This window comes from Streptomyces sp. NPDC051569, from assembly GCF_044454085.1.
In the GTDB taxonomy this organism is placed as follows: Bacteria; Actinomycetota; Actinomycetes; order Streptomycetales; family Streptomycetaceae; genus Streptomyces.
The window spans coordinates 39,184-59,865 of record NZ_JBITDJ010000019.1 but is presented as its reverse complement, the minus strand read 5'-3'; the positions used below and the strand labels follow the sequence as shown (position 1 = coordinate 59,865).

The following is a 20,682-nucleotide window of genomic DNA, read 5'->3' as shown; positions in this document are numbered from 1 at the left end:
ACGGCGCCGTCCCGGCGGGGCCGGGGACGGCGCCGTTGGCCGCCGGCTACGCCTCGGCGAGCAGCGGGTCGTAGGCGGCGGAGCGCCGGCGGCCCGACATGAAGGAGAGGAAGTCCTTCACGAACGCGCCCCGGGCGTAGCTGTCCCCGGTGCCGGCCACGGTGCGCCCGAACCCGGTCCGGAACAGGGCCCGGTACTCGTCCGCGTCGATGACGCCGTTGCCGTCCCGGTCCGTGGCCTCGAAGAGGACCTCGGCGACCCGGATCAGCGCGGGCCCGGCGAGCGAGGGAACAGCCGCGGCGTACTCCTCCTTGCTGACGCGGCCGTCGCGGTCGCTGTCGAGGGCCGCCTGGAGCTCCTTCCACCACTCGGCGTACGCGCTGTAGAGCCGCGTCTCCTGTGGTTCGTCCAGATCCAGTCGGGAGGACAGCTCCCGGGCCATGGCCGCGAGGTCGGGCCAGTCCAGGTAACCGTCCCCGGTCTGGTCCAGCACGGCGGTGAAGAACTCTCCGGCACTCCGCCGGGGCCCGCTTCCCTCGTCTCCCTCGTCGGGACCGGGCTGTACGGGGAAGGGCGTGAGCAGCCTGAACAACGCGCCGGTTCGCTTCATCCGGTCGCGGAGCGCGGTGATCGTCGCGGCTCGGGGGTCGTCGCTGTCGGGGGACAGGTAGAGCAGGCTGGTGAGGGATTCCGCCTGGATCCAGCCCTCCGGCAGGAAGCGCGCCAGGCCGGCGGCCAGGTAGGCGCTCTGCATCAGCGTCCGGGCTCCGGGGGTCTCCGGGAGCCCAGCCCTTCGGCGGAAGGGTTCCGGGAGGGACGCCACGGTGATCGCGCCGATGACCGGGCCGGCGAGCGCACGGCCGGCCGCCCACACGGTGGGCAGCCCGTCCAGCAGCGGCGGCGCCGGCAGGTGGTCGAAGAGCTTGTAGAGGATGACGCGCAGCGCCTGCGTGTTCTCCAGCTCCGTCTCGACGGTGTGGTCGTAGTACGTCCAGAACTCCTGCAGCGTGGGAGGCAGGTGGCCGGCCTGGTCGCCGAGGAGAGCGAGGAACGCCTGGAATTCGGCGTACAGCTGCTCCATGTCGGTCTGTTCGAGCGGCTGCCCGCTGAGCCGGCACATGGTGACGGTGCTCTCGAAGAGCGTCGCGACCACCCAGGCGCGGACCTGCGGGTCCATCGCGTCGTAGGGCCGGTTCCGCTCGTCGGCGCCGTTCAGCCGGGCGTGCAGGCGATTGAGCCGGGCCGCCTCCCGCTGCCGTACCTCGTCGTCGGGACCGAACATGCGCTGCAAGCTCAGCAAGGTGTTGCGCAGCCGCCGCCACGGATGAGCCACGAAGGTCGAGTTGTCGATCAGGGCCGCGCCGATCTGCGGGTGGGCGGCCTCCAGCACGGTGGCCCGGATCATGGCCAGGGCCCAGCGTGGGTCGTCGAAGAACCGGTGGAACTGCGAGCCCGGTCCGAAGACCACGCCGAGCGGTACTGCCGGGTCCGGCCGCGTTCCGGGGCCCGGCCCCGCTCCGGGGTCCGACTGCGCACCGGGGTCCGGCCGCGTTCCGGGGTCCGGCCGCGCTCCCGGGTCCGGCCGCGCCGTGTCGCCGTCGCGGTCGGGGGCACCGGGGCCGGGGTCCCCGGGGTGGCTGCTGCCTGTGTGGGTCACTGGTGGGGTTCTCCGTCCGCCTTGGGCGTCACGCCGCCGAAGCGGCGATTGCGTTGCTGGTAGGTGTGCAGGCACTCCAGGAAGTGCGGCGCGCGGAAGTCGGGCCAGAGCACCGGCGGGAAGATCCATTCGGCGTAAGCCACCTGCCAGAGCATGAAGTTGGAGATGCGCTGCTCGCCGGAGGTCCGGATGACGAGATCGACATCGGGCGTGTCGGGGAAGGGCAGATGAGCGGCGAAGTGCCGCTCGTCGACGGCTTCGGCCGGCACTCCGCTGCGGATCAGGGAACGGGCCGCCTCGACGATGTCCCTGCGTCCGCCGTGGTCGAAGGCCACGGTCAGCGTCATGCCGCGGTTCACTTCGGTGAGCGTCATCAGGTCGGCGAAGTCCCTGGTCAGCGCTGCGGGAATCCTCGGATCCGCCACGCCGAGGAAGCGGCAGCGGATGCCCCGCGCGTAGAGCACCGGGGCGTGTTTGCGGACGACACGGCGCACCAGCCGCATGAGGAAGTCCACCTCGCTGCCCGGTCGCTGCCAGTTCTCGGTGGAGAAGGCGTACAGGCTGAGCCACTCCACGCCCGCCGACCGCGCCGCCTCGATGACGTCGATCACCGTCGCCTCAGCCGCCCGGTGCCCTGACGTACGTGGCAGCGACCGGCTCGCCGCCCAGCGGCCGTTGCCGTCCATCACGCACGCGACGTGACGCGGCACGCCGTCCCGCCGGGCCTCGGCGGACGGGCGGCCCGCTTCCGTACGGGGCGGCGGAACGGCAGCGCCGGTGGCTCGTTCGACCGTCACCTGTCTGTACTCCCCCGGTTGTCACCGCGTGCCCGGTTGTCACCGCGCGATCCCCCTCAGCAGGGTGCCGGTACCTCACCGCGGCCGCACCGCGATCTCCGCGCGATCACCCGTAGTACGTCTGTCTGAATTAATCCGCCCGGATTCGTCCGCCTGCATTCCGGCCGCCCGGCCGGGAACCCGGCGCGCGACGCGTCGGCACCCGTACCTGCCGCGCGGCACCCGTACCTGCCGCGCGGCACCCGTACCTGCCGCGCGGCACGGGTGCCGGTGAGCCCCGCTCCCGTTGAGATCCCCGCTCTCCGGGGGCACGCGTCGGACGCCTGCGACAATGTGAGGTGAACCGGTGTACGGCAGATCGTGCCGTGGGCGATGGAGGAGTCCTGTGCCACGAAGCTCGGAACCACTGAGGAAGCTGGGCTTCCTGACCATCGGGCTGTTCGACGAAGCGGATCCACGCCGGGGCCATGAGGCGACGCTCGCCATCATCGAACTCGGCGAGCGACTCGGCTTCGACAGCGCCTGGGTGCGGCACCGGCATCTCCAGTACGGCATCTCCTCCCCCGTCGCCGTTCTGGCGGCGGCGTCCCAGCGCACCAGCCGCATCCAGCTGGGCACCGCGGTCATTCCGCTGGGCTGGGAGAATCCGCTGCGCCTGGCCGAGGACCTGGCCACGGTCGACATCCTGTCCGGGGGCCGGCTCAATCCGGGTGTCAGCGTCGGTCCACCGATGCGGTACGACGAGGTGAAGGGGGCGCTCTACCCCGACACCTCCGACACCGAGGACTTCAGCTACGAGCGCGTACGACGACTCATGGCCTTCGTCCGTGGGGAGGCGGCCACCGACTTCAGGGGCACGGAAGGCTTCGAGGAGTTCTCCGACCGCGTCCAGCCGCACGCCCCTGGCCTGGCGCGCCGCATGTGGTACGGCGGTGCCAGCCTGCGGTCGGCCCGCTGGGCGGGGGAGCAGGGCATGAACTTCCTGACCAGCAGCGTCGTGAAGGCGGAGGAGTCCGAGGACTTCGCCGAGATCCAGCTCTCGCACATCCGGACCTTCCGCGCCCACCACCCGGACGGCGACCGGGCCCGCGTCTCGCAGGGGCTCGTCGTCATCCCCACCGACACCGCGTCACCGGAACAGCGCGCGAAGTACGAGGCGTACGCCCGGAAGCGGATGCCGCGCACCGCCTCGCCGCAGGGGCCGGCTCGCATGATGTTCGCGCCCGACCTTGTCGGAAGCTCCGCCGAGATCGCTGAACGGCTCCACGCCCACGCCGGTTTCCAGGAGGTCGACGAGGTCGCGTTCGCGCTGCCCTTCAGCTTCGAACACGACGACTACGTCCAGATCCTCACGGATATCGCCACCGCGCTCGGCCCGGCTCTCGGCTGGCAGCCGTCCGCCTGAACTCGGTCACCGCCGCGCCGGCCACGGACGGTTCGGCTCGTCCACCGGCGCGGGGCGCTTTCGGCTGTAAGGAGGCAGACGGGGAGCGCGGCGAGATCCTCCGTCCGGTCTCCAGCGCCGGCTATCACGTCCTGTCGGGAGGGCTGTCACCTTCTGACACCAGAGCGCGTTCCCAGGCGGACAGTTCGCCGTCCGGGGGAAGCTTTCTCGCGGCGGAGTAGTGGGACCTGCCGACGGACACCTTCAGGACCTGGACGGGGATGACCAGGAGGGAGCGCTTCCTCTTGATGGTCGCTCTGCTGGTCGCTCTGCTGGTCGCTCCGGCGGAGAAGATCCCCGAGAGCACTCCTCCGAGATCGCCGGACGCCACGTCTTCGAAGATCCAGTCGTCGAGGAGGAGGCGCACCTTCCGCGAGGCCGGCCCCTTTCCCGTGATCCCGATGTACACGTCGGAACCGGAAATCCTGCCCGCCCAGTCGGCGAACCAGGTCGACCGCCCCAGGGGCCGCTGATGGAATCTGGCGCCCCCCGCGCCGAGGGAGCGCAGGGCCGTCTCGGCCCCGGTCACCGCGGCCGATCTGCTGTTCCGGTCCGAAGCCATCGCAAGAACCCTCCACACGATTCGGCGGGGTGGCCGGCGGCCGAGCACGTCACGACGACGGCGGCCTGTTCCCCGGCCGGTACCCCCACCGTACGGGGCGGCCCGGCGACCGCACCGTACGGCGCACGCGCCTTCGCCGCGTCACGGACGGTGGGACGCGCGCGGGGGCCGCTGGCAGGCGGGGGAATCGACGAGCCGAGGGTCCGCTTTTCCTTCGGCATCGTCCGCCACCAGGCGTGGAGCAGGTTCCACATGGTGCGGGCCGCGTGCGTCTGGTCACCAGCCCTCAACACCTCGGCAGGCGAGAGCGCAAGCCGGGCACGGTGCCCGAACTGCCCCTTGACCAGGATGCCTTGACTGATCATCGAGGCCATGGCGTTGGCCGGCGATCGGGTCGGCGCAACTCTCGTCCACACAAACGATTTTCACTCCTTTTGATGAATGCTCATCATTTTGCGGACGCGTTCGTCGCCGCCTCGCATAGTGAAAACGCACCGTCTGCCACGTTCACGTTCCGACGAATCCTGTGCGTCTCCGCCGCCTCTCACGGCACCTCATCGGCTTGATCGCGGCGCCGAGCCGGCAGAAGAAGTTCGACCACGTCGGCCGTAGCCCATCGGCCGTAGCCCGATGAAAGGTGAGTCACCATGCGCACGGAAGCAGTCAACCGGGTCAAGCTCGTGTTCGGCCTCTTCGATGTCGACGGCAACGGATACCTTGAGGCCGACGATTTCGACGTCATGGCGGAGCGCGTCATCCAGGCGGTACCCACCGCCGCCGACGCGGCGAAAAGCGCGATGCTGGCCGCCTTCCGGAAATACTGGACGACCCTGCTCGTCGAATTGGACGCCAATCACGACGGCAAGGTCAGTTTCGACGAGTTCACGGCCTGCGTTCTCGCTCCGGAGCGCTTCGACGACGCGATCACCGACTTCGCCGAGGCGCTCTCCGCCCTGGGCGACCTGGATGGCGAGGGACTCATCGAGCGGCCCGTCTTCGTCGCGCTCATGACGGCCATCGGCTTCCAGCTCGCCAACATCCACGTCCTCTTCGACGCCTTCGAGCCCACGGACGCGGACCGGATCACCAGGGCGACCTGGGCCCACGGGATCAAGGAGTACTACGGCCCCGACAAGGCGGGCATCCCGGGTGACCACCTCGTCGGAAACCCGACGGGCTGAACTCCGCCCGCCGCCGAAAACACATACGTTTCGTGAGAAATTTGCTCAATATGATGATCCGGCGGCTCTGAACGCCGTCTTCCCACCCCTTCGCCGGCTTCCCTCGTCCGGTCGCTACCTTCCCTGGTCCGGCGGCCACTGGTTCGCCGACTTGCCCGGCGCGAGGTGGTCCACCACGTCGGCCAGGTCCATGCAAACCTGCTCGATCTTCTTGCGGATGTTCCGCTGCTCGGTGACGATCGCCCCCAGCAGCAGCCCCGTCAGCGCAGCGGATCCGTTGAGCAGTTGGAGGGTGACCATGACCTCGATGAGGTTGTGGTGGGCGAACGGCCCGATGCGGTCCGTCGCCGCGTCGATCGCCAGGACGGAGACGAGCAGCGTGCACGGCGCGCTCCCCGCCAGCTGGAAGCGCAGGGCGGCCCAGACGAGCAGGGGGAAGACGAGGAACAACAGCGAGAGGGGGGTCCGGGTGGCCACCGGCGTGAGCACCCCGGCCATGAGTACGAGCGCCGCCGCCTCGGCCCAGCGGGCGGCCCAGCGGTAGGTGTCCCGCCGGGGCAGCCGGACCCGGGGCAGGACGAGCAGCACCGGCGTCACCACGAGGACGCCCATGGCGTCGCCCGTCCACCACGCCGACCAGACCGACCAGAATCCGCCCAGCTGCAGCCGCCCGCTGAACACCAGTACCCAGGTGCCGATGGTCGAGCTGATCAGCATCCCGCCCAGGGCGCCGAGGAAGACCAGCGCCACCCCGTCCCGCAGGCGGTTCAGCTCGGTACGGAAGCCCACACGGCGGAGCATCAGGTACGAGCACAGCGGGGCGAGGGTGTTTCCGCCGATGATGCCGAGGTCGGCCACGCGGATCGAGCTGATGGTCACGACGACGAGAAGGACTCCGAGAGCGATACCCGGCCAGATCCCGATCCCCAGGTAGAGCAGGGCGCACAGGGCGATGCCCGTAGGGGGCCAGAGGGGCGTCACGACCGCCCCCTCGAAGTCCACCTGCAATCGCAGGCCCAGCACTCCGGCCGCGTAGTACACGCCGGCGACCACGAGGATCCGGAGCGCGGCTACGGAGAGACGTCGGATTTCCTCGGGGCGCACCACATCAGTCATCAGACAACGCCGCCCGCCCCGCGTCGCCCGTGACACGCCCTGCCGGCGCCTCCAGGTCACCCGTTCCTGTACCCCGGCGCCGCGTCGTGGGACATCACCAGGACGGCCGCGTCGTCGGAGTGTCCGGTGAACTCGGCGACCTTCATCACCTCGTCGGCCAGCTCACCGGGCGCCCCGGCCGCTCCGGCGCCGGCCAGTCGGGTGACCCGGGCCAGCCCCTCCTCTATCGGGAAGGAAGGCCCTTCGATCACCCCGTCCGTGACCAGGACGAAGGCTCCCGCCGTCGTCAACTGGCGCCGGGTCACCGGGTAGGTCTCCCCCGGCAGGATGCCCAGCGGCAGGCCGCCCTCGCCCTCGGCGGTTCCGGACCGGCCGTCGACCGTGGCCCATACGGCGGCCACGTGGCCGGCCCGGGCGCTGTGGAGCTCCCAGGTGGCGGGGTCGAAGCGGAGAAACGTGCAGGTCGCGAAGAGGGAGGAGTCCACCGACAGGAGCAGGTCGTTGGCCCGGCTGAGCACCTCGCCCGGATCGGCGGTGCCGGCGGCCACCGCCCGTATCCCGATCCTGACCTGGCCCATGAAGGCGGCGGCCTCGACATCGTGACCCTGGACGTCGCCGATCGAGTACCCGATGGAGCCGTCGGGGAGCAGGAAACCGTCGTACCAGTCGCCGCCGATGTCCAGGCCGTCCCGGGCGGGGGTGTAGCGGGCGACGGCACTCAGACCCGTCACATCGGGCAGGGTCGCCGGGAGCATCTGGCGTTGCAGCACCTCGGCCAGCTCCACCCGGGCATGCTGCAATTCGGCGCGCTCCCGCGCCCGGGCGGCGAGCCGCCCGAGCGTGGTCAGCAGGTCGTCGGCGCTTGCCGACTGCGCGGGACGACGCCGGGTCATGGACTCGCTCCGAGGTACGTCCGTTCATGGACCGCCGCGAGGACCATCTCACCTCACTGCGGCTTACACCTTATGTATCATTATGTCCCACATGTCGACGGATTATGTCGCCTGCCTCGATACACCGAGCTGGCCACCGCTTCTTGGAGTGCGGGCCACCGCTTCCCGGAGAGAGCGGCGGCCCGCTTCTCAGAGCGACTCCGCTTTCTGTACGAGCGGCTCGGACACGGGCGGCGACACGGCCGCGGCGCCCTTGCCGTAGCGGGCCCCCGGGATGGCGAGGACCACCAGGGCGGCCAGCAGGGCCACGCCCGCGCCGATCATGAAGGTCGTCCGGAAACCGGCCTCCGAGGGGATCGAGACCGGGCCCAGGTCGGTGGTCATGTGCGCCAGGACCACCCCCATCACCGCGCTCGCGGTGGAGGTTCCGATGGAGCGCATGAGGCTGTTGAGGCCGTTGGCCGCCGCGCCCTCGGATGCCGGGACCGCCCCCATGATCAGGGCCGGCATCGCCGCGTACGCGAAGCCGATTCCCGCGCTGACCACCGCCGCGAAGGCCACCACACCCCAGACGCTGCCCATCAGGCCGAGCGCCACCGCGTATCCGAGGGCGATGATGAGCGCGCCCGCCAGCAGGGAAACCTTGGGGCCCTTCGACGCCGAGAGCTTCGCGGCGAAGGGGGAGACGGCCATCATCACCAGTCCGGCGGGGGCCATCCACAGACCGGCCGAGAGCATGGACTGGCCGAGGCCGTAACCCGTCGCCGAGGGCAGCTGGAGCAGCTGCGGCGCCACCAGGGACATCGCGTACATCGCGAAGCCGATCACGATGGACGCCAGGTTGGTCATCAGGATCGGCCGGCGGGCGCTGGTGCGCAGATCGACCAGCGGGGCCGGATGCCGCAGCTCCCAGCCGCCCCACAGCAGCAGAACCACGACGGAGGCGGCGAACAGTCCGAGGGTCGTGCCGCTTCCCCAGCCCCAGTCGCCACCCTTGGAGACCGCGAGGAGCAGGGAGATCAGTCCGGCGGACAGGCCGAGCGCGCCGACGACGTCGAAGCGGCCGCCCTGACCGGCCGAGGATTCGGGGACGACGCGCAGGATCAGCAGGCCCACCAGGATCCCCAGTCCGGCCGAGCCCCAGAACAGCATGTGCCAGTCGGCGCTCTGCGCCACCGCCGCCGATACGGGCAGGCCGAGCGCGCCGCCCACACCGAGCGAGGAGCTCATGACGGCCATGGCCGAGCCGAGCCGCTCGGGCGGCAGTACGTCACGCATGATGCTGATGCCGAGCGGGATCACCCCCATGCCGAAGCCCTGGAGCGCCCGGCCGACCACCACGGGGGCCAGCGAGTCGGCGGGAGCGCACACCAGCGAGCCGATGACCAGCAGGGCTGTGCTGATCAGCAGCAGGCGCCGCTTGCCGTACATGTCACCGAGCCGCCCGACGACCGGGGTGGCGACGGCGGCGCCCAGCAGGGTGGCGGTGATGGCCCAGGACGCGTTGGACGCCGAGGTGTGCAGCAAACGCGGCAGGTCCGGTATGAGCGGTACGACCAGCGTCTGCATGACCGAGACCATGATCCCGGCGGCGGCCAGCACACCCACGATCAGGCCGCCGCGGGTCGGCTCGGGGGAGGAGGGGGTCATGTTCTCTCCACTGGCTGCGTGAAGACAAAGATATGCATCATGCACACAGTATGCAGGGTGCACTTGCGCGGCTTCATGAACATGGGTGAGAGATACGGTGTCTATGCGCCATATGAAGAAGAGGAGGGCCCGGGCATGGATCAGGAAATCGTCGTGATCGAGCGCGAGTTCAAGCTGCTGAGCCGGCACACGTCCCTGGGCTCGGCCAACGGCTGCCCTCCCGAGGTCCGGCTGGAGCGCAGCGCGTACCTGCTGCTCAGCCGCATCGAGATCGACGGCCCCCTCTCGATCGGCCAGCTCGCCGACGCCTTCGGCCTCGACACCTCCACCGTCAACCGCCAGACCGCCGCGCTGCTGCGCACCGGCCTGGCGGAACGGATCGCGGATCCGGACGGCGGGATGGCCCGCAAACTGCGGATGACCGACGAGGGCCTGCGCCGCCTGCACGCCCACCGCGCCTGGGCCACCGACGGCCTCGGCCTGGTACTGGCCGACTGGACAGCTGACGAGATCGCGGCCCTTGCCCACGCGCTGCTGCGCTTCAACACCACCATCGAGGAAAAGGAAGGGCGGCCCTGGCCACGGCCGGACGATGCCGCCACCACGACGCAGGCCGAGTCCGGGAGCGGCGAGTCCGGGAGCGGGCCTTCCTGACGCGGCCGGCCGGGGCCTCCCCCGCGAAGTTCGCCGGCGACCCTGAGTCCCCCACGGCCCTGGAGAGTCACCGGGCCGAAGGCTTCCCCGGGGCACGCGCCGGATCGTCGTACACCGTGACGTACGCCTGATCGCGCGCCGGAGCCTGTGCCGCTCCGCCGGTTCCCAGGAGGGTGGTGGGGGTTCGGCTGCCTGCGGTTCCAGGGTGGGCAGCTGCCGCGGCGCGCGCCGGGTGACGGCGGCCGGGAGGGCTCCGTGTACGAGCTGGGCCGCGCGCGGCCAGGGCTGGGCGTAGATGTGACGGACCCGGCGTTCGATGCCGGCGGCGAGGCGGTCGACCGCCGGGGCGAGGGGGTACGTACGGTTGGCGGGCCACGGCATCCGGGAGCGCGGCTCGCGCGGCGCGGCGTCCGCTTCCGCGCCGCGCGCCATGTCGGTGTCGGTGTCGATGTAGGTCCAGCTCATACGCGAGGTCTCCCGTCGGGACCCCGATGCCCGCCCGGTGCCGGGCGGCGACACCCGTACGCGTACGGACCCAGGCGTCGTCGGCGCCCCAGGCGGCCGGCAGTTCCCCGTTGCCGGATGGCCCCCCGGGGACCCATCCGGCGACGGTTTCCAGCGCCGCCACCCGTACCCCCCGGGCGCGCGGAGCTTTCGCCTCCGCGCGCCGGTCCAGCGCGTATCCGCTCGCCACCCAGCGCCCCTCGTCCGGTAAACGATCACCTGGGCCGGATGGCAGACACCTTGACCCGTAGGCGGGTTACTCCGTGACCGGCCTACCGGGCCGGATGGGGCACGGACAGGGACCCCCAGCCCGGCAGCAGGAGCCGCGCCGCCGACGTGCCGATCCCGGTGGGGACGGGCGGCGCCCAGCCGCCTCCCGGCCGGTCCTGGACCAGATCGGCCTCCCGGTAACGCCGGCAGCCGTCATGCCAGTTCAGAATGCCCGCGAGCCAGTTCTCCAGCTCCTTCACATAGCCGTCGAGCACCTTGCGCGCGTCGTCGTCGAGCTGGAAGTCGTCGTACAGCACCGGCAGTTCATGGGCGGCGACGTGCTGGAACTGGCGCATGCGCGAGTTCATCAGGTCGTCGATGATGGCGAGGCCGGTCGGGTAGTCGCAGTCGAAGAAGTTCTGCACGACGAGCACACCGTTGTGGACCTCACCCTCGAACTCGATCTCCTTCTGGTACGAGAAGACGTCGTTGAGCAGGCAGGCGTAGTCCTGGGCCGCGTTCTCCAGGGACCTCATCGGCCCTGTCCGGTAGATCTCCGGCGGCACCTCCTGGCCGTGACTCAGCCGGGACAGGCTCATCGTCATGTCGGAGCCGAAGGTCTGCCGGCGCATCTCCATGTAGTCGACCGGGTCCGGGATGCGGTTCTGCGCCTGGTTGGCCAGCTCCCACAGCCAGCTGGCCGTCATGTCCTCGACGGCCTTGCGGAAGGTGCGGCGGCCTTCCAGCTCCATCGGACCGGCTGTCCGGACCCACAGGTCGGCCAGTCCCCGCTCCAGCGCGGTGGCCGGCACCGGCGTCTCGAAGCTCTCGACCGGCATGAACAGCGAGAGCCGCTCGTTGCACGCCTTCGCACCCGCCAGATCGCGGGCGTAGCCGTAGACGACCGGGAAGTAGTCGTCCCCGTACGTCCCCCAGGTCAGCCAGTCCGAGGTCAGATCCAGCTCCTCCGCCGTGGCGTCGGGGTGGATGCCGGCGGAGCAGAGCGGGAGGTCGATGCGCCGGAGCCGGTCCTCGTCCCACACGTCGGAGGTGGGAATGCCCGGCTGCGCCTCCAGGATCCCCATGCGGTGGGACCACTCGACGACGTGCTCCCGCGAGTGGTCCAGATGCGGACTGAGGGTGAGCGCGAACGGCATCTGGAAATCGGGCAGCAGCGAGGGACCGACCCGCTGGAACGGGACATGGCTGAAGCTGCGCGCCCGCGCGGGGGCGCCCGCGCTCATCGTCCTCGCGATGTCGGCGGCGGCCGTGCCGAGACCGACCGGCGTCATCGAGAAGGACGTACCCTCCGGGGCCGACGAGCCGCCGCCGTTCATGTACCGGCTGGAGCGCATGTGCCACTCGTGGCCGCCCGACTGCCAGTCCTGGAGCCCCTTCACGTAGGCGAGGGTGTCCGCGCACAACTGCGGGGCGAGGCCCTTCTCGGCGAAGAGCGGGCCCAGTTCGGTCACGGCGGTGTTCTCGAACTGCTGGATGCGCGAGGTGAGCAGATCGTTGACGGCGTCCGCCGCCTCCTGCGTCGTACAGCCCAGGAACTTCTCCAGGACGAGCACACCGTTGCTCAGCTCGCCCTCCTCCTCGATCTCCCGCTGGTACGAGAAGAGGTCGTTCCGCAGATGGACCCCGTCCGAGAAGGTGTCCTTGAGGACCCGCAGCGGCCGGGAGCCGGCGATCTCGGCGGGGACCTCGGCGCTCGCGGCGTACTCGATGAGCCCGGCCGACCACGGCGCCCCACCGACCTTGCGCCGCATCTCGATGTACTCGACGGGGTTCGCGATCCGCTCCGCGTTGATGTTCGCGAGCTCCCAGTCGGACTCGTTCAGCAGGTTCTCGGTGGACTCCGCGAACCGCTCACGCCACGCCATGGACATGCTGGGGACCGTCCGCGCCCAGAGATCGGCGAGACCCGCCTCCACCGGATTGGTCGGCTCCGGGAAACCGGCCGACAGGTCCATCGGCATGAAGGCGGCCAGCCGCTCCAGATACGCCTTGCCGCCCTCCCGGTCCTGCGGCTTCTTGAAGATCTCCAGGAAGTGGTCGTCGAAGAAGAAGACCCACACGTACCAGTCGGTGACCAGCGACAGCGCCGGACCGTCGCAGTCGGGGTGGGTGTAAGCGCAGAGCAGGGCGTAGTCGTGCGAATCGAGGTCGTGCTCCTCCCAGATCCCCGAGCCCTCCAGCATCCCCATGTCCCTGGCCCACTTCTTGGAGTGCTCCCTGGCCTCCTCCAGATGGGGGTTGAGACGAGCCGGATACGCCATATAGAAATCCGGCAGTTCAAAGGGCTGTGTCACGGGCGCGCGGCCTTTCCCGAAGGGTGCGGAGGTTTCCCCTGCGCCGGAATGAGCCGATCAGGAATGCCGACATCGCGTACCGCCCCCCTGCCGTGTCACCCGGTCGGCACAGCCCTACCCCTCGGCCGAGTCCGCCATCCGTGCCACGAAACAGTCATATGAACATACGGACAGCGCGTCGCGTACCCGCTCTGTCCGCGACCCGGGCGATCATCGCCGTATGAGCACCACCATCCGGCTCGCCCAACAGCCCGAGGCCGACGAACTGCTCGGCCGCAGCCCGCTGGCCGCCCTGGTCGGCATGTTGCTGGACCAGCAAGTTCCCATGGAGTGGGCCTTTTCCGGTCCCTGGACCATCGCCGTACGCATGGGCGGTGACGATCTGGACGCGCGGCAGATCGCCGCGTACGACCCCGACGCCTTCGCGGCGCTGCTCTCGGAGAAGCCGGCCGTGCACCGCTATCCGGGGTCCATGGCCAAGCGCGTGCACCAGCTGTGCCAGTACCTGGTCGAGCAGTACGACGGTGATCCGAGCGCGGTGTGGCAAGACATCGCCACCGGCGCGGAGGTGCTGGCGCGGCTGAACGCGCTGCCCGGCTTCGGGAAGCAGAAGTCCCAGATCTTCCTGGCGCTGCTCGGCAAGCAGTTCGGCGTACGGCCCACGGGCTGGCGGGAGGCCGCGGGCGCGTACGGCGACGCCGGCTCGTACCGCTCGGCGGCCGACATCACCGGCCCCGAGTCGCTGGCCAAGGTCCGTGCGTTCAAGCAGGAGGCGAAACGGGCGGCGAAGGCGGCGAAGGCCGACAAGCCGACCGGACGGGGCTGAGCGGGCGGCACACCGGATGAGCTGCTGCCCGGCTGCCCGGCTGCCCGGGTTTCCGGGTTTCCGGGTTTCCGGGTTCTTGGGGATGTTCCCCCGGGGCCGGTTTCCCTCTCCTCGTTCGCGCCGGAAGACCCGACCACCGGAAGGACCCCGTGAAGGCCACTCCCCGCGGCTTCCTGGCCGCCACGGCCGCCGCCGTACTCGCCGTCCCGCTGGTGCTGACCGGCGCCGCCTCCTCCTCGGCCGCCGCGCACGTACCCGACCCGGCGCGAGACGCGGCGAGGCTCTCCCGGAAGCTGGTCCGCGCGGCGTCCGCCGAGGGCGCCTACCGTCATCTCACGAAGTTCCAGGCCATCGCCGACTCCTCCGGCGGCCACCGGGCCGCCGGTTCGCCGGGCCACGACGCCTCCGCCGGCTATGTGTACGACCGGCTGAGAAAAGCCGGCTACCAGGTCTCGTACGACACCTTCGACTTCACGTACATCGAAACGCTCGCCGAGAAACTCCTGGTCACGGTGGCAGGCGCCCCTCAGGCCACCCCTCGGGCCGGCGATCCGGCCACCGGTCAGGCCACTGTTCCGGCGCCACGCGAGGTCGGCATCGTGGCCATGTCGTACACGAAGTCGACGCCGGTGGGCGGCGTCACGGCCCCTCTCGCGGCCGTCCCGGCCGATGCCACCACGGGGTGCGAGGCCGCCGACTACGCCTCGGGCTCCTTCACCGGCAGGATCGCGCTGATCAGGCGCGGCGGCTGCGACTTCGCGAGCAAGCAGCGGGAGGCGGCCGCCGCGGGCGCGGTCGCCGCGATCATCTACAACAACACCGAGGGCGCGCTGAGCGGCACACTCGGCACTCCGGCGGCGGGGGTGATCCCCACCGGGGGCATCACGCTGGCCGAAGGCCAGGCACTCGCCACCGAGGCAGCCGAAGCAGCCGAAGCGGTGAAGACCGCCGGGACGGCCGCTGACACCGAGGGCGCGGTGACGGCCACGGTGGAGGTGCGCCAGCTCCAGGAGCCGCGCACCACCCGCAACGTGATCGCCGAGACCCGCGACGGCGATCCGCACCGGACCGTGATGCTCGGCGCCCACCTCGATTCGGTGGTCCAGGGCCCCGGCATCAACGACAACGGCTCGGGCTCCGCCGCTCTGCTCGACGTGGCCCTCGCCCTTGCCGACACCGACGGCAAACCCGCCAACAAGGTCCGCTTCGCCTGGTGGTCGGGAGAGGAACTGGGTCTGCTCGGCTCCGAGGCGTATGTCACGGGCCGCACCGCCGAGCAGCGCGCCGACATCGCGCTCTACCTGAATTTCGACATGATCGCGTCATCGAACTTCGCCGAGTTCGTCTACGACGGCGACGACTCGGACGGCGGCCCCGGGGGCCCGGGCCCCCGGGGCTCCGCCCAACTGGAGAAGGACATCGGCGACTTCCTCGACCACCAGGGCCGCCCGCACGAGGGAGCCGATTTCGACGGGCGTTCCGACTACGGACCGTTCATCGCCGCCGGTATCCCCTCCGGCGGCACCTTCACCGGCGCCGAGGGCATCAAGTCACCCGCCCAGGCGCACAGATACGGCGGCGAGGCGGGGGTGGCATACGACACGTGCTACCACGCGGCGTGCGACGACCTCGCACACATCAACAGGAACGCCTTCGACCTCAACATCGACGTGATCGCCCACGCCGTGGGCACGTACGCCCACGATCTCGGGGCGCTCTCGCGTCCTCGGTGACGGGGCGGCCGTCCCCTTTCGAGCGAACCGGGCTCCTTCTCGACCTGCCTGACACGGCGTCGAAAAGACGCCGGAAAGACGCCCGCGATGCGCACAGGACGGCGCCGGGGAGGCGCCGGAGAGACGGACGGCAGGCTTCCGCTCAGGCATCATCCCGTTTTGACGCCGAATGCGATGTTCATGCTCCGGCACCATGGCTGCGCCCGGAGCCGCTCGCCCGGTAGGCTTTCCGTGTGATCTTCAAGCGCATCGGTAACGGGCGGCCCTACCCCGACCACGGACGGGAATCCACCCGGCAGTGGGCGGATGTCGCGCCGCGCCCGGTCCGCCTCGATCAGCTCGTGACCACGAAGGGTCAGCTCGACCTGGAAACGCTGCTCGCCGAGGACTCCACCTTCTACGGGGACCTGTTCGCGCACGTCGTGAAGTGGCAGGGCGATCTCTATCTGGAGGACGGACTGCACCGCGCCGTCCGCGCCGCGCTCCAGCAACGCCAAGTGCTGCACGCGCGCGTGCTGGACCTGGGCTGAGCCGGTCCGTACGGGTGACGACTGGGCCTTTCGGGCCCTTTCCCACAGCTGACCACGCAACCCGTTGATCGTTTAGTAGGAATCACCACCGGCGCGCACTACGCTGCGCCCATGAGCATGCTCACTCCCCCCGGCATGGGCGGAAAGTACCGCATCACGGGTGACAAGTTCCCGCGTATGCGGCGCCCTCGCCATCGTCACAGGATCGTGCTCGCGGCCCTCGCCGCCGTCGTCGCCCTCGGCCTGGCCGGCTGGGGGACCTTGCAACTCATCGATGTCTTCTCAGGTGACGGCAAGAAGAACACAGCCGTCGGCCCGAAGCCCGCCTGCAAGCCCTCCACGGCACCCGCCAAGGCGCTGCCCAAGCCCGGCCAGATCACGGTCAACGTCTACAACGCGACCCCGCGAGGCGGACTCGCCAAGACCACCGCCGACGAGCTCAAGAAGCGCGGCTTCGTCATCGGCAAGGTGGGCAACGCACCCGCCACGTACGACAAGAAGGTCCCGGGCGCCGGCCTCCTGCTGGGCGCCCCGACGGCCTCGGACGGTCCCCTCACCGTCCTCGGCACCCAGCTGAAGGGAGCCACCCCGAAGACCGACACCCGGAAGACACCGGACGTCGATCTGATCATCGGGACAGCCTTCAAGACGCTGAACGTACAAGAGGACGCCGACCAGGCCCTGGCCGTCCTGGCCAAGCCCGCGCCGACGCCCTCCTGTTGAAAGTGGCGGTCGTCAAGAGGCCCGGTTCGCCTGCGGCTCCACGGACCCGGGGGCGAACCGGGCCCTGGGGCGAACCGGACTCTCACCCTTGATCAGCCGCCCTTGATCAGCCGGACAGGGGCCTAATCAGCCGTGCCGTACAGGCGGTCACCCGCGTCGCCCAGACCCGGGACGATGTAGCCGTTCTCGTTGAGCCGCTCGTCGACCGCCGCGGTGACGACCGTCACCGGCGTGCCCGCGAGCTCGCGCTCCATCATCTCGACGCCCTCGGGCGCCGCGAGCAGGACGACGGCTGTCACGTCGTCCGCGCCGCGCTTGATGAGCTCCCTGATCGCCACGACCAGCGTGCCGCCGGTGGCCAGCATCGGGTCCAGGACGTACACCTGCCGGCCCGAGAGGTCCTCGGGCATCCGGCTCGCGTACGTGGACGCCTGGAGCGTCTCTTCGTCCCGGACCATCCCGAGGAAGCCCACCTCGGCGGTCGGCAGCAGCCGCACCATGCCGTCCAGCATGCCGAGACCGGCCCGGAGGATCGGCACCACCAGCGGGCGCGGGTGGGAGAGCTTCACCCCCGTGGTCGCCGTCACCGGGGTCTCGATGGCGACCTGTTCGGTCCGCACATCCCGGGTCGCTTCGTACGCGAGCAGGGTGACCAGCTCGTCGGCGAGACGCCGGAAGGTCGGTGAGTCGGTGCGCCGGTCGCGCAGCGTGGTGAGTTTGTGCGCCACCAGCGGGTGGTCGACGACATGAATCCGCATGGCGTCAACATTAACCGGGGGCCAAGGCTGTACGCGCTGCCACGGGCACACCGGCATCAACCCGCGCTCCTGAGGGAAGGGTGAGAAGGACCTCCCCGGTGCGGCCGCGGAGATTCGGACCAGCCTTGGGGAGGGTGAGGCGTCGATGCCGTACCGGGAGCGGAACGGCCAGGATCTCGAACAGAATCCTGACCGGGAGCAGCACGAGAAGCACGGCCACGGCCGCGATCAGGGTCACGAGCGGGGCGACGGGCAGAGGCAGGCCCGGCCCGAGGATCCGGACCGGATACCGGGGCCTGCCCGGGAACAGAGCACGGATGGGGCAGGGGCCGGGGATGGCGACCGGGATGGCGACGGCTCCGGGGCCGGGGCCGGGGCCGGGGCCGGGGCCGGGGCCGGGGCCGGGGCCGGGGCCGGGGCCGGGGAGAGCGAAGCCGCGCGGCGTCGGCGGCGCGCGCAGTTCCTGCGGGAGCTGCACGAGGCGAAGGCACTGCGCGAGCGGGTGAAGCCCCGCCAGGCCCGCGCCGCCCGCATGCGCCAGCAGATGCGGATGCGCACCTTCCGCTGGTAGCCACGCCCGGCGCGGGACCGACTTCCAGGCGGCCCCGGCGCCCACCGGAAGGGCATCCCGCACCAGGGGCCGAACAGGGGCCTAATAAAATGGCCTCACGACGCAACGGCGGAAGACCTCTCGCGAAGCGCTCGTTTCTGCCACGATTCCGAGTGGGCGGGGCAGAGCAGCGCCCCGCCGGATCGTCACACCTCTGATCAGTGGGAGAGTCACGGTGTACTTCGCCGCACTGCTCGCGCGCACCGAAGACGGGTGGGAAGCGAGCGATACAGAGCTCGACGATGTGGAGACCTTGTCGGATCTGACCGACCTGGCCCGCGAAGCCTCGGTGGACGAGGACACGGTGCTCCTCTTCATCGAACAGGAGGATGCCTGGTTCGGCATCCTCCGTGTGGAGGGCGAGGAGGACCCTCGCATCTACGTCTCCGACGCGGCCGCGGCCGCGCGCTCCTCGTACGGGGAGATTCTCATCGACGAGCTGACCGGCGGGGACGACGACGACCCGGCCGACGACCTGGACACGCTGGACCTCGACGGCACGGAGGACGGCGAACCGGACGAGATCGACGAGGAGGACCAGGAGGACGACGACGGCATCCCGGCGACGGGCGGGGAGATCGCGCCCGCGGGTCCCGTCGGCGACCGGGAGATCCTCGCCGACCTGGGCCTGTCCCAGGGCGATCTGCTGGCACTGGACACCGACGCGATGGCAGAGATCGCGGAGGCTCTGGGGGCCGCCGAGGTACTGGAGAGCGTCCGCTAGTGGCCGGGCACGACACCGTGCCCGGCCCGCCGAGCGATCCACCGAGCGGCCGGGTACGGGATCCGGTAGGGGGTCCCGCCCGGGATCCCGTACGAGATCCGTGGCACGCGTCAATGCGTCTCGCCCTCGACGAGGCGGCACGGGCGGCCCGGTCCGGCGATGTGCCGGTCGGCGCCGTCGTGCTGTCCCCGGCCGGGACGGTGCTCGCCGTGGGCCACAACGAACGCGAGGCGACCGGCGATCCGACGGGTCATGCGGAGATCCTGGCGATCCGCAGGGCGGCCGGGAAGCTCGGCGCGTGGCGGCTGACGGGCTGCACGCTGGTGGTGACCCTGGAGCCGTGCACGATGTGCGCGGGCGCGATCGTGCAGTCCCGGGTGGACCGGGTGGTGTTCGGCGCCCTCGACGAGAAGGCCGGCGCGACCGGCTCGCTCTGGGACGTCGTACGCGACCGGCGGCTCAACCACCGTCCCGAGGTGATCCACGGGGTGCTCGCCGAGGAGTGCTCCGCGCTTCTGTCGACGTTCTTCCGGGACCGCTGACCTGCTCCGGACGCCTCCGCACCACCTCTCCGAAGCTCCTCCGACAGCCGTACCGGGATACCGATTTCGGCACACGGCCACCTTGGGCTAAGCTCTCTCCCGGTAGCGTGTCCGAGCGGCCGAAGGAGCTCGCCTCGAAAGCGAGTGTGGGGAGACTCACCGAGGGTTCAAATCCCTCCGCTACCGCTGTTAACACCCCCTGATCTGCGGAAACGCGGTCAGGGGGTGTTTTGCGTGCGGCGCGTACCTGACGACCGCGCCGCACGGGGGGACAGCGAGAACACCACGGATGCGGCTTCGCCGCCCGTGAGGGAACCCGTACGGCTCCCTCTCAGCTCAGCCAGATCGCCGGAAGCCCGGGTCCTCGGTGAAGCGCCCGTACCCCTGCCTGCTGCACTCCGGGCCAGGCGGCTGCCGCCGGCCGCCCCCGGGTCTTACGCGCGCCGGGGCCGGCCGGCGGCAGCTCGTACGCGACTCGATTGCCACCCAGGTCCTCCACCACCGCGACCCGGCTCATCGGCGTGTCGACCGGACCAGGCGATCGGCCGCCCTCCTGGTCCGCGAAAGCCTTTGGTACGTCATGCCGGATCGGCATGTCGAACAGCCTTCCGGGCAGTGGCGTTCAAACGGTTAGACTCTCGCGACCGCACTGGGGACGGCTGGGGAGGCAGCGGACGGATGGCACAAGTGAGGAAGATCGTGCTCTACGCGGTCGCCGTCTTCATCCTGTACACGATCATCACGTCGCCGGCCAGGGCCGCCGATCTCGTCCAGGTAGGGTTCGAGGGCATTTCGAGCGCTGCCCAGGGTGTCGGCGAGTTCATGTCCGAGCTGATCAAGTAGCCGGGACCGATCCGGTGGCCGGATCCGAGGCCGGCGCGGGGCGCTCGACCAGCACAGCCCGGACATCCCCCAAGGAGTGCCCCTTGATCCGCCACTTGGTCCTCTTCAAGCTCAATGAAGGCGTCTCGCAGGACGAGCCGCGTGTCGTCGCCGGCGCGAAGGCGTTCGAAGAGCTGGGCGGGCAGATCCCGGAACTGGAGTTCTGGGAGTGCGCCTGGAACATCAGCGACCGCCCGATCGCCTATGACTTCGCCATCAACGCGGCGGTCGCCGATCGCGACGCGCTGCAGCGCTACCTCGACCACCCGGCCCACCAGGCGGGCGTCAGCCAATGGCGGGAATTCGCCACCTGGGTGATCGCCGACTACGAGTTCTGAGCCCCGGGTTCCCCTGCCCCACACCACCACGGT

Annotated in this window: 20 protein-coding genes and 1 tRNA gene; 13 read left to right on the top strand and 8 right to left on the bottom strand. The window is 70.4% G+C overall.

The window, feature by feature from the left end; all coding sequences use genetic code 11:
- Positions 1–46: 46 nt before the first annotated feature.
- Entirely contained in the window at positions 47–1,468 is a 1,422-nt protein-coding gene (locus ACIBAE_RS23705) for an oxygenase MpaB family protein (protein ID WP_399289127.1), read from the bottom strand.
- A 185-nt stretch (positions 1,469–1,653) separates the two neighbouring features.
- Positions 1,654–2,343 carry a polyprenyl diphosphate synthase gene (uppS, locus tag ACIBAE_RS23700; protein WP_399289125.1) on the bottom strand — a complete coding sequence of 230 codons (690 nt, stop codon included), beginning with the start codon at positions 2,341–2,343 and terminating at the stop codon, positions 1,654–1,656.
- Between the two features lie 496 nt (positions 2,344–2,839).
- On the opposite strand from uppS, the gene ACIBAE_RS23695 reads away from it, so the two are divergent.
- Complete coding sequence (locus tag ACIBAE_RS23695; protein ID WP_399289008.1) at positions 2,840–3,859, top strand: LLM class flavin-dependent oxidoreductase; 1,020 nt, start codon at positions 2,840–2,842, stop codon at positions 3,857–3,859.
- A gap of 124 nt (positions 3,860–3,983) precedes the next feature.
- Here ACIBAE_RS23695 and ACIBAE_RS23690 read toward each other — a convergent pair whose 3' ends face one another.
- On the bottom strand, positions 3,984–4,460 hold the full coding sequence (locus tag ACIBAE_RS23690; RefSeq protein WP_399289005.1) for a hypothetical protein: 477 nt from the start codon (positions 4,458–4,460) through the stop codon (positions 3,984–3,986).
- Between the two features lie 647 nt (positions 4,461–5,107).
- Between ACIBAE_RS23690 and ACIBAE_RS23685 the strand changes: the two genes are divergently transcribed.
- Entirely contained in the window at positions 5,108–5,641 is a 534-nt protein-coding gene (locus ACIBAE_RS23685; RefSeq protein WP_399289003.1) for an EF-hand domain-containing protein, read from the top strand.
- Positions 5,642–5,755: 114 nt separating this feature from the next.
- Here ACIBAE_RS23685 and ACIBAE_RS23680 read toward each other — a convergent pair whose 3' ends face one another.
- The 3 genes from ACIBAE_RS23680 to ACIBAE_RS23670 form a co-directional block, all read right to left on the bottom strand.
- Positions 5,756–6,748, bottom strand: a complete 993-nt coding sequence (locus ACIBAE_RS23680) for an MASE1 domain-containing protein (protein ID WP_399289123.1) — start codon at positions 6,746–6,748, stop codon at positions 5,756–5,758.
- A 65-nt stretch (positions 6,749–6,813) separates the two neighbouring features.
- Positions 6,814–7,650, bottom strand: a complete 837-nt coding sequence (locus ACIBAE_RS23675) for a PP2C family protein-serine/threonine phosphatase (RefSeq protein ID WP_399289000.1) — start codon at positions 7,648–7,650, stop codon at positions 6,814–6,816.
- A gap of 189 nt (positions 7,651–7,839) precedes the next feature.
- Positions 7,840–9,300 carry an MFS transporter gene (locus tag ACIBAE_RS23670; RefSeq protein ID WP_399288997.1) on the bottom strand — a complete coding sequence of 487 codons (1,461 nt, stop codon included), beginning with the start codon at positions 9,298–9,300 and terminating at the stop codon, positions 7,840–7,842.
- Between the two features lie 135 nt (positions 9,301–9,435).
- Here ACIBAE_RS23670 and ACIBAE_RS23665 point away from each other — a divergent pair, with 135 nt between their 5' ends.
- Entirely contained in the window at positions 9,436–9,954 is a 519-nt protein-coding gene (locus tag ACIBAE_RS23665) for a MarR family winged helix-turn-helix transcriptional regulator (RefSeq protein ID WP_399288995.1), read from the top strand.
- Positions 9,955–10,730: 776 nt separating this feature from the next.
- Here the strand turns inward: ACIBAE_RS23665 and ACIBAE_RS23660 are convergent.
- Positions 10,731–12,983, bottom strand: coding sequence for a family 2 encapsulin nanocompartment cargo protein terpene cyclase (locus ACIBAE_RS23660; RefSeq protein WP_399288992.1), 2,253 nt, complete (start codon positions 12,981–12,983; stop codon positions 10,731–10,733).
- Between the two features lie 220 nt (positions 12,984–13,203).
- Here ACIBAE_RS23660 and ACIBAE_RS23655 point away from each other — a divergent pair, with 220 nt between their 5' ends.
- The 4 genes from ACIBAE_RS23655 (at position 13,204) to ACIBAE_RS23640 (ending at position 16,795) form a co-directional block, all read left to right on the top strand.
- Positions 13,204–13,809: an HhH-GPD-type base excision DNA repair protein gene (locus tag ACIBAE_RS23655; protein ID WP_399288989.1), complete on the top strand. Its 606-nt coding sequence runs from the start codon at positions 13,204–13,206 to the stop codon at positions 13,807–13,809.
- A 149-nt stretch (positions 13,810–13,958) separates the two neighbouring features.
- The gene (locus ACIBAE_RS23650) at positions 13,959–15,542 is read left to right on the top strand and encodes a M28 family peptidase (RefSeq protein ID WP_399288987.1); all 1,584 of its coding nucleotides are present in this window, start codon (positions 13,959–13,961) and stop codon (positions 15,540–15,542) included.
- A 233-nt stretch (positions 15,543–15,775) separates the two neighbouring features.
- Complete coding sequence (locus ACIBAE_RS23645) at positions 15,776–16,072, top strand: type II toxin-antitoxin system VapB family antitoxin (protein ID WP_096626547.1); 297 nt, start codon at positions 15,776–15,778, stop codon at positions 16,070–16,072.
- A 111-nt stretch (positions 16,073–16,183) separates the two neighbouring features.
- The gene (locus ACIBAE_RS23640; RefSeq protein ID WP_399288982.1) at positions 16,184–16,795 is read left to right on the top strand and encodes a LytR C-terminal domain-containing protein; all 612 of its coding nucleotides are present in this window, start codon (positions 16,184–16,186) and stop codon (positions 16,793–16,795) included.
- Positions 16,796–16,917: 122 nt separating this feature from the next.
- Here ACIBAE_RS23640 and upp read toward each other — a convergent pair whose 3' ends face one another.
- Positions 16,918–17,553 carry a uracil phosphoribosyltransferase gene (upp, locus tag ACIBAE_RS23635; RefSeq protein ID WP_399288979.1) on the bottom strand — a complete coding sequence of 212 codons (636 nt, stop codon included), beginning with the start codon at positions 17,551–17,553 and terminating at the stop codon, positions 16,918–16,920.
- 145 nt (positions 17,554–17,698) lie between these two features.
- Between upp and ACIBAE_RS23630 the strand changes: the two genes are divergently transcribed.
- From ACIBAE_RS23630 to ACIBAE_RS23605, 6 genes are all read left to right on the top strand, one after another.
- Positions 17,699–18,124, top strand: coding sequence for a hypothetical protein (locus tag ACIBAE_RS23630; RefSeq protein WP_399289142.1), 426 nt, complete (start codon positions 17,699–17,701; stop codon positions 18,122–18,124).
- 214 nt (positions 18,125–18,338) lie between these two features.
- On the top strand, positions 18,339–18,887 hold the full coding sequence (locus tag ACIBAE_RS23625) for a hypothetical protein (RefSeq protein WP_399288977.1): 549 nt from the start codon (positions 18,339–18,341) through the stop codon (positions 18,885–18,887).
- Between the two features lie 113 nt (positions 18,888–19,000).
- A complete protein-coding gene (tadA, locus tag ACIBAE_RS23620; RefSeq protein WP_399288974.1) occupies positions 19,001–19,429 on the top strand; it encodes a tRNA adenosine(34) deaminase TadA in 429 nt (142 codons plus the stop codon).
- A gap of 101 nt (positions 19,430–19,530) precedes the next feature.
- A tRNA-Ser gene (locus tag ACIBAE_RS23615) sits at positions 19,531–19,615 on the top strand.
- Positions 19,616–20,107: 492 nt separating this feature from the next.
- Positions 20,108–20,272: a hypothetical protein gene (locus ACIBAE_RS23610; protein WP_399288971.1), complete on the top strand. Its 165-nt coding sequence runs from the start codon at positions 20,108–20,110 to the stop codon at positions 20,270–20,272.
- An 83-nt stretch (positions 20,273–20,355) separates the two neighbouring features.
- Positions 20,356–20,649, top strand: coding sequence for a Dabb family protein (locus ACIBAE_RS23605; RefSeq protein WP_399288968.1), 294 nt, complete (start codon positions 20,356–20,358; stop codon positions 20,647–20,649).
- Positions 20,650–20,682 lie beyond the last annotated feature (33 nt).

Bases quoted from the DNA above. Each gene is read 5' to 3' on its own strand.
- uppS (WP_399289125.1), bottom strand. From the start codon at position 2,343: ATGGACGGCAACGGCCGCTGGGCGGCGAGCCGGTCGCTGCCACGTACG.
- ACIBAE_RS23690 (WP_399289005.1), bottom strand. From the start codon at position 4,460: ATGGCTTCGGACCGGAACAGCAGATCGGCCGCGGTGACCGGGGCCGAG.
- ACIBAE_RS23685 (WP_399289003.1), top strand. From the start codon at position 5,108: ATGCGCACGGAAGCAGTCAACCGGGTCAAGCTCGTGTTCGGCCTCTTC.
- ACIBAE_RS23675 (WP_399289000.1), bottom strand. From the start codon at position 7,650: ATGACCCGGCGTCGTCCCGCGCAGTCGGCAAGCGCCGACGACCTGCTG.
- ACIBAE_RS23670 (WP_399288997.1), bottom strand. From the start codon at position 9,300: ATGACCCCCTCCTCCCCCGAGCCGACCCGCGGCGGCCTGATCGTGGGT.
- ACIBAE_RS23665 (WP_399288995.1), top strand. From the start codon at position 9,436: ATGGATCAGGAAATCGTCGTGATCGAGCGCGAGTTCAAGCTGCTGAGC.
- ACIBAE_RS23655 (WP_399288989.1), top strand. From the start codon at position 13,204: ATGAGCACCACCATCCGGCTCGCCCAACAGCCCGAGGCCGACGAACTG.
- ACIBAE_RS23640 (WP_399288982.1), top strand. From the start codon at position 16,184: ATGAGCATGCTCACTCCCCCCGGCATGGGCGGAAAGTACCGCATCACG.
- upp (WP_399288979.1), bottom strand. From the start codon at position 17,553: ATGCGGATTCATGTCGTCGACCACCCGCTGGTGGCGCACAAACTCACC.
- ACIBAE_RS23630 (WP_399289142.1), top strand. From the start codon at position 17,699: ATGCCGTACCGGGAGCGGAACGGCCAGGATCTCGAACAGAATCCTGAC.
- tadA (WP_399288974.1), top strand. From the start codon at position 19,001: ATGCGTCTCGCCCTCGACGAGGCGGCACGGGCGGCCCGGTCCGGCGAT.
- ACIBAE_RS23610 (WP_399288971.1), top strand. From the start codon at position 20,108: ATGGCACAAGTGAGGAAGATCGTGCTCTACGCGGTCGCCGTCTTCATC.